Origin of the sequence: Desulfogranum marinum, assembly GCF_963675105.2 — a bacterium.
GTDB lineage: Bacteria > Desulfobacterota > Desulfobulbia > Desulfobulbales > Desulfobulbaceae > Desulfogranum > Desulfogranum marinum.
In genome coordinates, this window is sequence record NZ_CAXXRO010000002.1 from 947,793 (window position 1) to 961,463 (window position 13,671).

Here is a 13,671-nt window from a genome sequence, read left to right on the forward strand (position 1 = left end):
CCTACCTAGTTCAGCGATTGTGACAGTAACAGGCTCATCAAGCTCAGCCCAACGATCATGTAAATGGCGTATACCCTAACATATCCAACCTGAAAGACTTTGAATGCAGTCCCTATTACCATGTACAGCTTAGAAACGAGCGTTACAGGTGCATCAGTAACCGATGGTTCAATAGTCTTACGAATAGCATTACCAATCTTTTTGTATGGCTGAACAAAAATTCCGTCATACAGTTCGTCAATATAAAATTTATGGTAGGCAAATTTGCTAAAACCTGAGAATACTGGTTCTTCAGCACCAACAGCGAAACGTTTGTAGGCAATGCGGATACCGATTACAAAAGCAGCAACACTGGCACCTATTGCAAGAATCTCGACAAACAGACTTGCATGCGGGTGATGTTCTACCAAACTAGGAGCCAACCAGTGTGTAACTTGTTGATGACCTCCGAAAATGGCAGGCAGGTTTAAGAAGCCAGCAAGTAAAGCACCCACAGCAAGAATAATAAGTGGAACCGTCATCACAGCGGGGGCCTCATGACAATGATCGTATGCTTCTTGGTCACGGGGTTCACCGTGAAAAACGACAAAGATCATACGGAAGGTGTAATAGGCTGTCATACCTGCTACAAGAACTCCGACAGCCCATATTCCCACATGACCTGTGGCAAGAGCGGAATATAAAATTTCATCCTTACTGAAAAAGCCTGCAAAAGGCGGGCATCCGGCAAGAGCAAGTGCCCCAATCACCATGGTTATATAGGTTTTGGGCATCTTGTTTTTCAAACCACCCATTTTCCAAATGTTTTGCTCGTGATGCATGGCGTAGATGACTGCACCAGCACCTAGAAAAAGAAGCGCTTTGAAAAATGCGTGGGTAAAAACATGAAAAATACCAGCAGAGTAGGCGGCTACACCTACACCGGCAAACATGTAGCCTAACTGGCTGACGGTTGAGTAAGCCAGTACTTTTTTAATATCATCCTGAAACATACCGAAAATTGCGGCAACGAGTGCAGTAATAATACCGACCCAAGCTACAATTTCACCGGCGACAGGTACGTGCGCATAAAGGAAGCTAAATCTAGCAACCATGTATACACCAGCCGTAACCATGGTTGCAGCATGGATGAGCGCAGATACAGGAGTAGGACCAGCCATAGCGTCAGGCAGCCACACATACAGTGGAATCTGTGCAGATTTACCGGTAGCTCCTACGAAAAGGAGTAAACAGACAGCTAAGGCTATTCCGGGAGTAAGGCTATGTGCATTAGCTTTGAGTGAAAAATAGTCAAAACCACCAGCACCGATTGCCCAGAAAAGGAAGGCCATCCCAAGCACAAACCCAAGGTCACCGATACGGTTGACAATAAACGCCTTATTTCCTGCAAGTACGTTGTCAGTACCTTCGGAGTAATAACTGATCAGCAGGTAGGAGCAGAGGCCAACCCCTTCCCAGCCAACGAACATCACGACAGGGTTGTCACCAAGAACAAGGATCAACATACTGCCAAGGAAAAGGTTAAGGTAGGCAAAAAACTTACCTATATTTTTGTCCCCTTCCATATAACCAATGGAGTAAATGTGGATCAATGAACCGATAAGCGTTACAAATACCAGCATCAGCGAGCTAAGCGGATCAGCCAGAAATCCCATTGTAATATCCAGGTCGCCAACCTGGAACCAGGTAAATGCTTTCTGGCTAAGGTAGCGAGCCTCTTCCGGCATGCCTTTGAGTGTGAGAAATACTCGTAAAGCGAGGACAAACGCAAGCAAAGGACCAATGCAGGCTACCAGCCCGTAAAATTTTTCGTTTAATGGTTTACGATTGCAAGTCCCGATGTGAAAGAAGCCGAGAACAGCTGCACCTATCAGCGGGAGAAGCGGAATGTATCCGAGAAATGTTACATTATGTTCCATGAAATCACCCTTTTAACAGGCTGAATACATTGGTATCCAACTGGCCTTTATGCTTATGCAGCAGAATAACGACAGCAAGTGCAAGAGCCGCTTCGGCAGCAGCTACAGCCATTACTATCAGTGCGAGAACGTGACCATCCATAGTTTCATGCAACCTGGAAAAGGTAACAAAAGCGAGGTTAGCTGCATTCAGCATAAGCTCAATAGACATGAATACGGTAAAAACATTCCTGCGAGATATGACACCGACAATTCCGATACAAAAGAGCAGGATACTCACAGTGAGATAACTCTGAATCATTTGACCATCCTCCTTTTTCCTGCAAGCACAACGGCACCGACAAGGGACACAAGTAGAAGGATAGAAACGATCTCAAAGGGTAGCAGCCACTCTCGAAAAAGAATAAGCCCTACTTCTTTAATTCCGCCAAATCCTTCAACAGTGATAGTTGTTTCAGCACCTGGAAAACTTTTAATAACTCTGGTCAGGAATAACCCGATCGGAGCTACGATAATCGCACCGCCAATCAGATATTTAAACCTGCCCTCTTCAACAGGTAAATCTTCTTCCTGAATATTCAGGAACATTATAATGAAGAGGATCAATGACATGATCGCACCAGCATAAACAATGAGTTGGATGGCAAAAATTAATTTTGCAGACAGCAGCGCATAAAGCCCTGCCATGGCAATGAGTGTTACGATAAAACTCATTGCTCCATTCATTGGATGCTTAAATAAGACCAACCCTGCTGCTCCTGTTACAGCAATTACCGTAAAAAGAATGAAAAGCCCATCGGCAAACATGATATCAAGCGCCTCCTTTCTTGTACTCTTCTTCGCTAAATGCACCAGGGGTCGAGCGAAGTTGGTCAATAGTCATTTTCATCTCTTCACGGTTAGTAGCTGTGACCGAGAAAATACCTGTATCCATTCTAATTGCGTCCATTGGGCAGGCTTCTACGCAATATCCGCAGTATATACATTCCAAAAGATCAATATCGAACTTGAGCGGAACTTTTTCAGTTCGACCGTCAGTTCGCTCACCAGCTTCGATCTGGATGCACTGGGCAGGACAGTTCGTCTGGCACATGTAACAAGCAACACACTTAATCGTGCCGTCTTCGTGAGTAGTCAACCTGTGACGTCCTCTCCAGCGCGGTGTGATCTCAGGTTTCACTTCTGGATAATGCCTTACATATAGTTTGGAATTATCAAGGAAGTTGGTTATGAAATGCCGGAATGTGCAGGCCATACCCTTAAAAACCTCTATGAGATAGAGCCGTTCCTGCCAGCTCCTGCCGTAACGCACTATGGTTTTAACTTTAATGCTCATGGCTACTCCCTATTAGCTCAACGCAACGACGATAGCGCTGGTTACAAAAATATTCAGAAGAGAGAGCGGCAACAGTACATTCCATCCCAACTTCTGTAACTGATCATAACGAAAACGTGGCAACGTCCATCGCACCCAGACATAAACGAACAACATAAAGGTGGTTTTTGCGAGGAAAGTACAGATCTGGAGACAAGCAACAAGAATATTGTCAGCTGCTCCGCCTGATGCAAAAACAAGATAGAGAAAGAAAATGGCCTCCAACAGGATCACCGCTCCCCATACAATCTTGATATATACATTAGCTTCCCTTACCCGAGGATCATTTTCCCGTTCGTAATGACTGACATTGTTTTTACGAATCCAGGCAGCAACAAATTTGGCTATAATCGGGGTAGCGATCATCAATAGCAATGTTACTGGTACGGCATATTTCAGAAGGGTAGCTGTGTTAAACCAGGGAATTTGATATCCGCCGAAGTATAGCGTGACAATGATAGCGCTCGAAGCGAACATAGCCACATACTCACCCATGAAAAAGATAGTGAATTTCAACCCACTATACTCAACATGATAACCAGCTACGATTTCACTCTCACCTTCAGCAAGGTCAAAAGGTGTTCGATTTGCTTCGGCAAAGGCAGCAACCATAAAAATGACTACCCCTATTGGTTGGAGAATGACGCCCCACATCGGTATAAAACCAAACAAGAGCTGACCCTGAAATTGAGCCATTTCATTCAGGCTTACTGTCCCATACACCACGAGCAAACTGATGATGGCTAGTCCCATTGGAATTTCATAGCTGATTACCTGGGCAGCAGAACGAAGACCACCAAGCATACCGTATTTGTTATGCGAAGACCAACCGGCAAGGATGATTCCGTACACAGCAAAACTTGCAATGGCAAGAAACCAAAGTATACCAAGGTCCGTTGGGATAGCTTGCATAAGGTATTCTTTGTCCCCCAGCACCAGAGTATCTGCAAAAGGCACTACGGCAAAAGAAACAAGAGCGGTCACACAAACAATAATAGGTGCAAGTACAAAATAAAATTTATGTTTGATATGTGCCGGAATTACGTCTTCTTTGAAAAATAATTTTACAGCATCCGCAAGGTTCTGGATAAGTCCACCAGCACGGAAACCAAGAATATTAGCGCGGTTAGGTCCAGATCGGTCCTGGATAAAAGAAGCGCCTCGCCGTTCCATCCACACAGAGACAGCTACAAAACAGAGCGGTACAAATGCTCCTATAGCTACTCGTATGATAATTAGAAGTATATCCTGCAGCGTCATTAGAGCCCTCTTTAACTATTAAGTGCCAATCCCTGCTCAGGGATTTGTTCAGGTTCAACATCCTTGAGTGCGGGAACACTCGCCTTCATTCCAGCCCAAGCTGCGGAGTTTTCATTTACGTCTCCACCAATTCGGCTGACAATGTTCACTATATCATCAAAGGGCTCGTTTTTAACGACCGCCTTGTTAAACATCTGCAGGATGTTGTCTGTATTGATAACGCTACCGCTGTACTCGGAGTAAGACGCTGCCGGTATAGCAATTTCTGCTTTCTCTGTAAGAGCATCCTGTGTTGTTGCGACCATAGCAAACTTACAATCACCTATGAGTTCATCAAGCGCCGCTGCATCATAGCTCTTTGCAAGATCATTGTTGAAGTTAACAAGGAGGTCCGCTTCTTTCATCGCTGATTCAAAAGCTTCCTTGGTGGTATCAACTCCCAACAATTCAAGCCCGGCTCTGTTGGCGGCCTTATCATCCTGGATGAGGAAGTCATCGCCATCACCCTCTAGGATATAACCATCACTAAAGCCGCTAACCGTGGCGCCTTTTGCCTCACCAAGTTTTTTAATGGCGTACATTTGCTCCAGAGAGCAGTTCGGAGAAACAAGAAAAACCGGTTTATTGGAACTGGAAATAGCATTTTTCAGTGAATCAACTGCACTACTTATAATCGATTCAGCGTTATTAGCCTTGGCAACAAGCAACCTATCCTGATTTTCTTTCTTGTAGGTCATCCTGCCTTCATCACACATGAAGTAGCCATTGACCTGCTCGTTCACAAATGGTCGGTATCGATAGATAATATCGTCTTTATACTTTTCCTTATGATGATCGATAAAGATGTTGCAACCCTTACTGCAACCGTGGCAAATCCCCTTATCTCTAGTCAGGAACCATACCCGTTGCTTAAAACGGAAATCACTGCTGGTCATAGCACCAACAGGACAAAGATCTACAACATTCAGCGCATACCTATTGTTTAATGGACGGCCTGGAAAAGTAGTAACTCTAGCATCATCTGTTCTGTTAACGATGCCGAGTTCACCTGTTTTTGTAATTTGGCGGGTGAAACGAACACAGCGTGCACAAAGGATACAACGTTCCTGATCATGGATAACTCCACAGCCAAAATCAAGTTTTTTTGATTTTTGAACTTGTGGAACGGTCATACGACTCTCTTGACCGTCGTATTTCTGGTAATAATCCTGAAGGGCACATTCACCAGCCTGGTCACAGATCGGACAATCTGTTGGATGGTTAATGAGCTCAAGCTCCATCACATCGTGCTGAATCTTTTTGATGTGTTCAGCATCCAGTTGTACCTTCATTCCCTCAGCTGCGGGCGTTTTGCATGCCGGTACCAAAGGAGGTCTACCGTCTTCGATCCCTACCAGACACATACGACAATTGCCGTCTGCGCCAAGAGCAGGATGATAGCATAGATGGGGGATTTCTATGCCGACGGCACCAACAGCGTCGATCAGGTTTTTCCCTGCCTCGACTTCAACTTCCTGTCCATTTACGGACAGTTTTACCATTTCTGCCATGGTTCTTTACCTATCCCTATTACTTTGCTTTGACATTGAAAACTTCATTGAACATAGGCTTCGAATTCATGCCGGAACTTGTCTAGAAAGGCCCGCACAGGCATGGTACATGCTGCCGAAAGCACGCATACAGTTTTCATTTCGATATTGTCACAGAGTTCTCTAAGTAAGTTAACATCATCAAGAGTACCATCACCGTTAATGATCTTTTTAACTATCTTAAGCATCCAGCCAAGTCCTTCACGGCAGGGTGTACATTGACCACAGCTCTCATGGTGATAAAAATCAATTAAATTTTTCACCAATTTCACAACATCGACGTCTTCATCGAGTACAACCATGCCACCGGAACCGAACATGGTTTTATGTTCAGCCATTGATTCATAGTCCATGGTGACCGTTTCCAACTCTTCAGGGAGCAGTACCGGTGTTGAACTACCTCCGGGAATAACGCCCTTGAGTTTTTTGCCGCCCTTCACTCCGCCGGCAACCTTTTCAATCACCTCAAGAATCGGTAACCCAAGGGGCAATTCATACATGCCTGGCTTTTCCACCAGCCCTGATATACCGAAAAGGTGGGTCCCCGGGCTTTTTTCGGTGCCATAAGCCTTGTATGCATCAGCACCGTTAGATACTATATAAGGAACAGAGGCTATACTCTGCACATTATTGATAATAGTTGGGCATCCATAAAGTCCCTCAACGGCAGGAAATGGTGGTTTACTTCTTGGCTGTCCTTTTTTCCCTTCAATGGATTCAAGGAGCGCTGTTTCTTCACCACATATATAGGCACCTGCCCCACGATGCACAGTAACATCAACCCGGTAATCGTTGCCTGCAACTTTGTCGCCAAGATAACCGGCCTCATATGCCTCATCAATCGCAGCCTGAAGCACCTTTACCTGAGTAGTATACTCTCCACGAATATAGATGTAGGCGTCATGACTGCCAATGGCATAACAGGAAATGATAATACCTTCGATCAACATATGCGGGTCACGAACCAGAATATAGCGATCTTTAAAGGTCCCAGGTTCGGATTCATCGGAGTTGACGGCAAGATAAACTGGCTTTTCTGTTTGTTTAGGCAAAAATGTCCATTTCAAACCTGTAGGAAAACCAGCACCACCACGGCCTCGGAGACCGCTATTTTTGACCTCGTCTGTCACCTCTCCGGGTTCCATACTGAATGCTTTATCCAGTACCGAATAGGCTCCATTCTTAAGTGCCACCTCAATTTTATTACAATTTTCTACGTCGAATCTGGCACTGAGTAGTTTTACTTCCATGACAGTCCTCTCCTATTTCAGGGTGGCCAAAAGTGCCTTCATTTTTTCCACGTCCATATCTTCGTGGAACTCACCGTTGACCTGTACCACAGGAGCGGTTCCGCAATGGCCAAGACATTCAACTTCTTCGAGGCTGAATTTCCCATCCTTACTAACATCACCTGGTTTGATCCCAAGTTCCTGATAAAGATAGTCAACTATCTGCTGCTTCCCAAGAAGGTAGCAGGAGAGTGTTCTACAGACACAGATATGATATTCACCAACAGGGTGGAGGTTATACATTGTATAAAACGTTGCTACCTCAAAGACTTTACTGGCAAAGGTACCAATCCTGTCGGCAATATAACCAATGGCTTCAGCGCTTATCCATCCTTCCTGTTCCTGCGTCAACCAGAGGGCAGGAAGTATCATTGATTCACGAGTTGGATAGCGCTTGACGAGCCTTTCAAATTCCGCATCTCGCTCTGCGTCGAACTGAAACGGCGTCCCAGTTTCAATTAATTGTGATCTATCGCTCATCTGTCCAACTCTCCACCGATAATATTGATGCTACTCAGATTGATAACCGCATCGGCAATCATTTCACCTTCAACCATTTCATGGAATCCACCCATGGTATAAAAACATGGTGGACGCACCTTACATTTATAGGGCTTTCCTGAGCCGTCAGACACAAAATGAAAACCAAGCTCACCGTTGGCAGCTTCAAAAGAGTCGTACCATTCACCAGCCGGGGTTTTCACACCTTCAAATATCAGTTTAAAGTGTCCGGCAAGACCTTCGATATTGTCATAGACTTTATCTTTGGCAGGTAGGGTCACTTTATTATCATGGATATTGACAGGACCTGCGGGGATCATTTTCATGGCTTGGCGAATGATGGAAATACTTTGGAATATTTCTTCAAACCGGACCATTATACGATCATATATATCGCCATTACTTCCAACGGGGATTGAAAAGTCAAAAGCTTCGTAATTATAATACGGATTATCTTTACGCAGGTCGAAAGGTACACCTGATGCCCTAAGATTAGGACCGGTAAAGCCATAAGAAAGAGCAGTTTCAGGAGAAATACAGCAGATGTTTTGCGAACGATCGTGGACGATACGATTCTTAGCTACCAAGGTCAAGGAGTCAGCAACACCCTTTTCAATAGCTTTGAGCTGGTTTTCCATATCGATTTCCCAGCCTTCGTAGAAATCACGATACATTCCGCCAACTCGAGTAAAGGAACTGGTCAATCGTGCTCCGCACAGTCGGCTGATAAGATCATAGGCAGCTTCTTTTTCATTGTACAGATACCAGTAGTTGGTCAAACCACCCATATCGACAAAAAGAGCAGCAAGACAAACCAAGTGATCAAGAGCCCTGTAAAATTCCGAAAGAACAACTCTCATGAACTGTGCTCTTTCAGTTATTTCTATGCCCATCCATGACTCAACAGCCTTAACAAATGCCACATTGTTCATCAGTGATGAACAATAATTAAGCCGGTCTGTAAGGGGAATAATCTGATTATAGGTTCTGTCTTCAGCTGTTTTTTCAAAACCGCGGTGGAGATAACCAATTTCATTAACATTGGCGACAACTGTCTCACCGTCAAGCGCCGAAAGAATACGGATGGCACCATGCGTTGCGGGATGCGAAGGTCCGATATTAAGAAACATAATTTCGGTATTGATATCCTTAAGGGTCAATTCATCAATACCTTTTGTGGCAAGGCGCGCCTTAATTTCTTTTTCCAGACTATCAGATTCATAACAGACCTGGCGGGCGTCTATCTTATAGTCTTTTCTCAATGGGTGCCCTTCAAACTGCCAGTGATTGAGAATTCGGCGCAAATCAGGGTGCCCCTGAAAATTAATGCCGTACTGGTCATAGGTTTCACGCTCACCCCAGTTGGCGGAATCCCATATGTGACTGGCTGTAGGTATGCCAACCTCAGGATCATTAACAGGTATACGAACCTGTACAACCAAATTTTCTTTCCAGTTTCTTATGGTGTACACCACGTAAAACCGAATGTTTGATTTTTGCGGATAATCCAAATAATCTATTGCAGTAACATCAAGCAGCAGACCAAAGTCCAAAGTCGGATCTTTTTTCAGCTTGGTTAATGTTTTTTCCAGCTCATCTGGCTGTACTGTAAGGACTACCGAATCGATGCTAGTTTCACAAGGAACCTCTGGAAAAGCCCCCTGAATGAGTTCGAGTGCCTTCGTATTCATATCAGTCGAGAATCCCTTTAAAATCTTTATGGCGATCTTCCAATACGCTTTCACCTTTGATTTGGTCCTGAATCTTCATAAGAGCATCAAGAACCGCCTCTGGCCGTGGAGGGCAACCGGAGATGTACACGTCGACGGGAATAATCTCATCAATTCCCTGCACAGTACAGTAGTTGTCATAGACACCACCGGAACTGGCACATGCACCCATTGCCACTACCCACTTGGGTTCAGGCATCTGTTCGTAAATTCTTTTCAGAATTGGAGCCTGCTTATAACTGATAGTTCCACAGACAAGCATCAGGTCAGCCTGTCGTGGTGAGAAACGAACAACCTCCGCTCCCCACCTTGAAATATCATGCTGACTGGCTGCAGCACTCATAAACTCGATGGCGCAACAGGCTGTTCCAAAAACCATAGGCCATAGTGAATACTGTCGGCCCCAGTTGACAACTACATCAAGTTGTGTTGTCAGTACCGAATCGCCCAGTTTTGCTTCTAATCCTAACGCCAATTGAGCACCCCTTTCTTTAAGATGTAGATAAGCCCTGTCAGGAGCAGCACCATAAAGACCAGCATTTCAGTAAACCCAAACCAACCAAGTTCACGAACGCTGACGGCCCACGGATACATGAACACTGCTTCTATGTCGAACAGGAGAAAAAGAATCGCTAGTAGATAAAACTTGACGCTGAACTTTTGTTCAGCAAGTCCGATCATACGCTTGATACCGCTTTCATACGGATCGTTCTTCATCTCGCCTTTAGCACGTGGCCCCAACACAGTCATTGCGACCATGAAAAGCGGGATAAATACGGCAATCCCTATGAGAGCAATTGCCGAGAGAACCAGTTCAGTTGTCATCGCTTCAACCTCTCAACTCTGATTAGTAATTTTCAGCCGCTTGAGCTGTAACCAGCTCCAATTGTTGGACTAAAAAAGAATAAAAATGAACCGCTATTCATTAACTTCACTCCGCCATTCTGTCAAGAAAAAACAATTAATTCATAAAAATATGGACTCCCTCAGATCCCCACAGTCCAAAAAGAATATATGCAAATTGTGCAAAGCCAGTCAGTTTTTCCTGCTTAATATCTCTTACGTTCTATCTCTCTCTCCTCCACCCCTCTTTGACCGCAGAATAATTGACAGGCACAAACAACCAAACAAACAACCAGGCGTACGATTGCACATTTCGCACACGTGCTATCTGTATGGCTCGACCTTTTTTTTACCTCTTGTAAAATTCATTTTACCTGTTGCACCTGGTAAAGAATAAAAGTTTGGTTCTGGCAACCAATCGACTCATGTTCTTCTGTAACTATTCCGCATCACCCCAACTCTCTACGATCTGCCTACCCAGTATACCGCTGCAGAGCTAATAGGTAGGCTTGTAAACATATGGAGCACTGCTGAACAGTGACATTTCGGAGCAGATTGACAGCTTTTAGCCAGGAGTACTGATCAGTGCAGGCGATGCCGGCTTCAAAATTTTTGACAATGAATCATGGGAGGCTATCGGAATCTTCATTTACCTTTTACTACCAAAATATTGCAGAAGATGGTATCGCATAAACTGACCGTTGGTAAGCATTTTGTTAATTTTAAATCTGATTGATTTTAATAGCATAGTTATGAAATCACTATTTTTTCCTGGAATAACAAAATGCTCTGGAGAAATTCGGGTTGATCCTTGCTTAACAGTTATGTTCTTCTTTTGTAAATACTCACTGAGGATGATAACCAACTGATTTAATCAAAATCTACAACTGGTTGCAGGCGCTTCATATTTGGGCCGGCTCGATTTTTCGCAAGCGAGCATAAAACTCCGGCAGCCTATCTATGCTGGAGATCGTGACCGTCCGAAGAGGTAAGCGACCTACGGGAGACTCCGTGGGGTGCTTTGACCAGTTACCTTCTTTTAATATTTTTCAACACGGGTTAATCATGATGGACGATTTGAAAACAAAATGGTAGTACGTTGACATTCTTTTAATGCATATGGTTAGTTGTCATACACTCTAAAATAGATCCAGGTATTAACTATTCACTTTTCTCCAAGGCTAGGCGCCTGCAACAATGAGCACAACATACCCTGTCGGCAAACCAGTACCTCGCAAATGGCTCACGCATTTTGATACACACCTGATAGGTGAAGGTACCCACGAAAAAGTCTACGAAAAACTGGGTGCCCACCTCATAACTACTGAGGATGAACATGGTGTTGTTTTCGCCGTATGGGCTCCCAATGCCAAACGCGTTGCTGTTATCGGAGATTTTAACAACTGGGACAGCTCATTCCATATAATGCACCCTTCTGACTCCGGAATATGGAGTTTATTTATACCCGGCTTAAGTGAATATACCGTTTATAAATTTCACATAACCACCCAGGATCTTCAAACTTTTGATAAAGCAGATCCCTACGGGTTTGCGATGGAAGAACGCCCCAAGACCGGTTCGGTAGTGGTTAATCTTGATAAATACCAGTGGCAGGATACCCACTGGATGCAATCAAGAAAACAGACACAAAATTTAGATAGGCCTATTTCCATTTATGAAGTTCAGCTAGGTTCATGGCGCAAACCTAGCGACGAGAAATACGGCAACAGATTTCTGACATATCGCGAACTAGCTGCACAACTCATTCCCTATGTTAAAGATCTAGGTTTTACTCACCTTGAAATTCTTCCCATTGCCGAATATCCGTACGATGGATCCTGGGGATATCAAGTGCTTGGTTTTTTCGCTCCAACGTCTCGCTTCGGAGCTCCAGAAGATTTCATGTTTTTGGTGGATCAATGTCATCAGGCCGGACTGGGGGTCATCCTTGATTGGGTTCCCGCCCATTTCCCCAAAGATGGATCAGGGCTCAATTTTTTTGACGGAACTCATCTTTATTCACACCAGCATCCTTTTCAAGGTGAACACCAGGACTGGGGGACCTTGATTTTTAATTACAGTCGAAATGAAGTTCGCTCTTTTCTCATCTCCAACGCCATTTTCTGGCTTGATAAATATCACATCGACGGACTCCGCGTAGATGCCGTGGCTTCCATGCTTTACCTGGATTATTCGCGTGATGATGGTCAATGGATACCCAATGAATACGGGGGCAGAGAAAATCTCGAGGCTATTCATTTCCTTAAAAAAACCAATGAAGTTGTTCATGGGGTATTCCCAGGTATATTGACTATTGCAGAAGAATCGACTTCCTGGCCCATGGTATCTCGCCCTACGTACCTTGGTGGACTTGGTTTTAGCCTCAAGTGGAACATGGGCTGGATGCATGACACGCTCGAATACATGGCCACCGATCCTCTTTACAGAAAATACCATCACAACCGAATGACGTTTGGTATGCTCTATGCCTTTCATGAAAATTTTATTTTGCCACTCAGTCATGATGAAGTGGTTCACGGTAAAAGTTCGCTGCTCGCAAAAATGCCGGGTGATGACTGGCAGCAATTTGCTGGACTCCGAGCTTATTATGGATTTATGTGGGGATACCCTGGTAAAAAATTACTTTTTATGGGTGGTGAATTTGGACAACGCCAGGAATGGAACTACGACACGGGGATAGAATGGAAGGCTCTGGAAGCTCCTCAGCATGCCGGTGTCCATAGATTCATGAGGGACCTTAACCTGGTCTATCAAAGTGAGCCTGCGTTGCATGAACAGGATTTTGATTGGACAGGTTTTTCATGGATTGACGCTAACGATTCAGACAACTCAGTGTTATCTTTTGTCCGATTTGCAAAAAATCCTGATGACTTTCTCATTATTATCTGTAATTTTACTCCTGTTGTTCGCACACAGTACAAAATAGGCGTACCAAAGCCAGGACGTTATTCGGAACTCATCAATTCCGATTTAGGCATATATAATGGTAGTGATGTATCCAATCCTCAGGAATTACATTCATCTCCTGAGGCTTGCCACAGCCTGGATAACTCATTAACTCTTACCCTGCCGCCCTTGACAACGCTTATTCTTAAACCATGTTGATCACCTTTTGTATTAACTGAAACAAACCCGTAACTGAAA

12 protein-coding genes are annotated in these 13,671 nt (G+C 44.3%); 1 reads left to right on the forward strand and 11 read right to left on the reverse strand.

Annotated elements, in window-relative coordinates; genetic code table 11:
• Positions 1-5: 5 nt before the first annotated feature.
• From nuoL to ACHZCY_RS05050, 11 genes are read right to left on the reverse strand one after another with little or no spacing between them, the layout of a single operon-like run.
• Complete coding sequence (gene nuoL / locus ACHZCY_RS05000; protein ID WP_319548054.1) at positions 6-1,919, reverse strand: NADH-quinone oxidoreductase subunit L; 1,914 nt, start codon at positions 1,917-1,919, stop codon at positions 6-8.
• 4 nt (positions 1,920-1,923) lie between these two features.
• A complete protein-coding gene (nuoK, locus tag ACHZCY_RS05005) occupies positions 1,924-2,220 on the reverse strand; it encodes an NADH-quinone oxidoreductase subunit NuoK (protein WP_205222313.1) in 297 nt (98 codons plus the stop codon).
• Entirely contained in the window at positions 2,217-2,726 is a 510-nt protein-coding gene (locus tag ACHZCY_RS05010) for an NADH-quinone oxidoreductase subunit J family protein (RefSeq protein ID WP_319548055.1), read from the reverse strand. The genes nuoK and ACHZCY_RS05010 overlap by 4 nt, the downstream gene beginning before the upstream one ends.
• Before the next feature lie 4 nt (positions 2,727-2,730).
• Positions 2,731-3,255 (reverse strand): NuoI/complex I 23 kDa subunit family protein, encoded by a 525-nt coding sequence (locus ACHZCY_RS05015; RefSeq protein WP_205222311.1) that lies wholly within the window; start codon positions 3,253-3,255, stop codon positions 2,731-2,733.
• A 12-nt stretch (positions 3,256-3,267) separates the two neighbouring features.
• Positions 3,268-4,554: a complex I subunit 1/NuoH family protein gene (locus ACHZCY_RS05020; protein WP_205222310.1), complete on the reverse strand. Its 1,287-nt coding sequence runs from the start codon at positions 4,552-4,554 to the stop codon at positions 3,268-3,270.
• Positions 4,555-4,565: 11 nt separating this feature from the next.
• The gene (locus tag ACHZCY_RS05025; protein ID WP_319548056.1) at positions 4,566-6,104 is read right to left on the reverse strand and encodes an NADH-quinone oxidoreductase subunit G; all 1,539 of its coding nucleotides are present in this window, start codon (positions 6,102-6,104) and stop codon (positions 4,566-4,568) included.
• Between the two features lie 44 nt (positions 6,105-6,148).
• Positions 6,149-7,393, reverse strand: a complete 1,245-nt coding sequence (gene nuoF, locus ACHZCY_RS05030; protein ID WP_205222308.1) for an NADH-quinone oxidoreductase subunit NuoF — start codon at positions 7,391-7,393, stop codon at positions 6,149-6,151.
• A 12-nt stretch (positions 7,394-7,405) separates the two neighbouring features.
• Entirely contained in the window at positions 7,406-7,912 is a 507-nt protein-coding gene (locus ACHZCY_RS05035) for an NADH-quinone oxidoreductase subunit NuoE family protein (protein WP_205222307.1), read from the reverse strand.
• Positions 7,909-9,624, reverse strand: a complete 1,716-nt coding sequence (locus tag ACHZCY_RS05040) for an NADH-quinone oxidoreductase subunit D (protein WP_319548057.1) — start codon at positions 9,622-9,624, stop codon at positions 7,909-7,911. Before ACHZCY_RS05040 ends, ACHZCY_RS05035 begins: the two co-directional genes overlap by 4 nt.
• A gap of 1 nt (position 9,625) precedes the next feature.
• Entirely contained in the window at positions 9,626-10,138 is a 513-nt protein-coding gene (locus ACHZCY_RS05045) for an NADH-quinone oxidoreductase subunit B (protein ID WP_205222305.1), read from the reverse strand.
• Positions 10,129-10,488: an NADH-quinone oxidoreductase subunit A gene (locus ACHZCY_RS05050; RefSeq protein WP_205222304.1), complete on the reverse strand. Its 360-nt coding sequence runs from the start codon at positions 10,486-10,488 to the stop codon at positions 10,129-10,131. Before ACHZCY_RS05050 ends, ACHZCY_RS05045 begins: the two co-directional genes overlap by 10 nt.
• A gap of 1,215 nt (positions 10,489-11,703) precedes the next feature.
• Between ACHZCY_RS05050 and glgB the strand changes: the two genes are divergently transcribed.
• On the forward strand, positions 11,704-13,632 hold the full coding sequence (glgB, locus tag ACHZCY_RS05055) for a 1,4-alpha-glucan branching protein GlgB (protein ID WP_319548058.1): 1,929 nt from the start codon (positions 11,704-11,706) through the stop codon (positions 13,630-13,632).
• Positions 13,633-13,671: the final 39 nt, after the last annotated feature.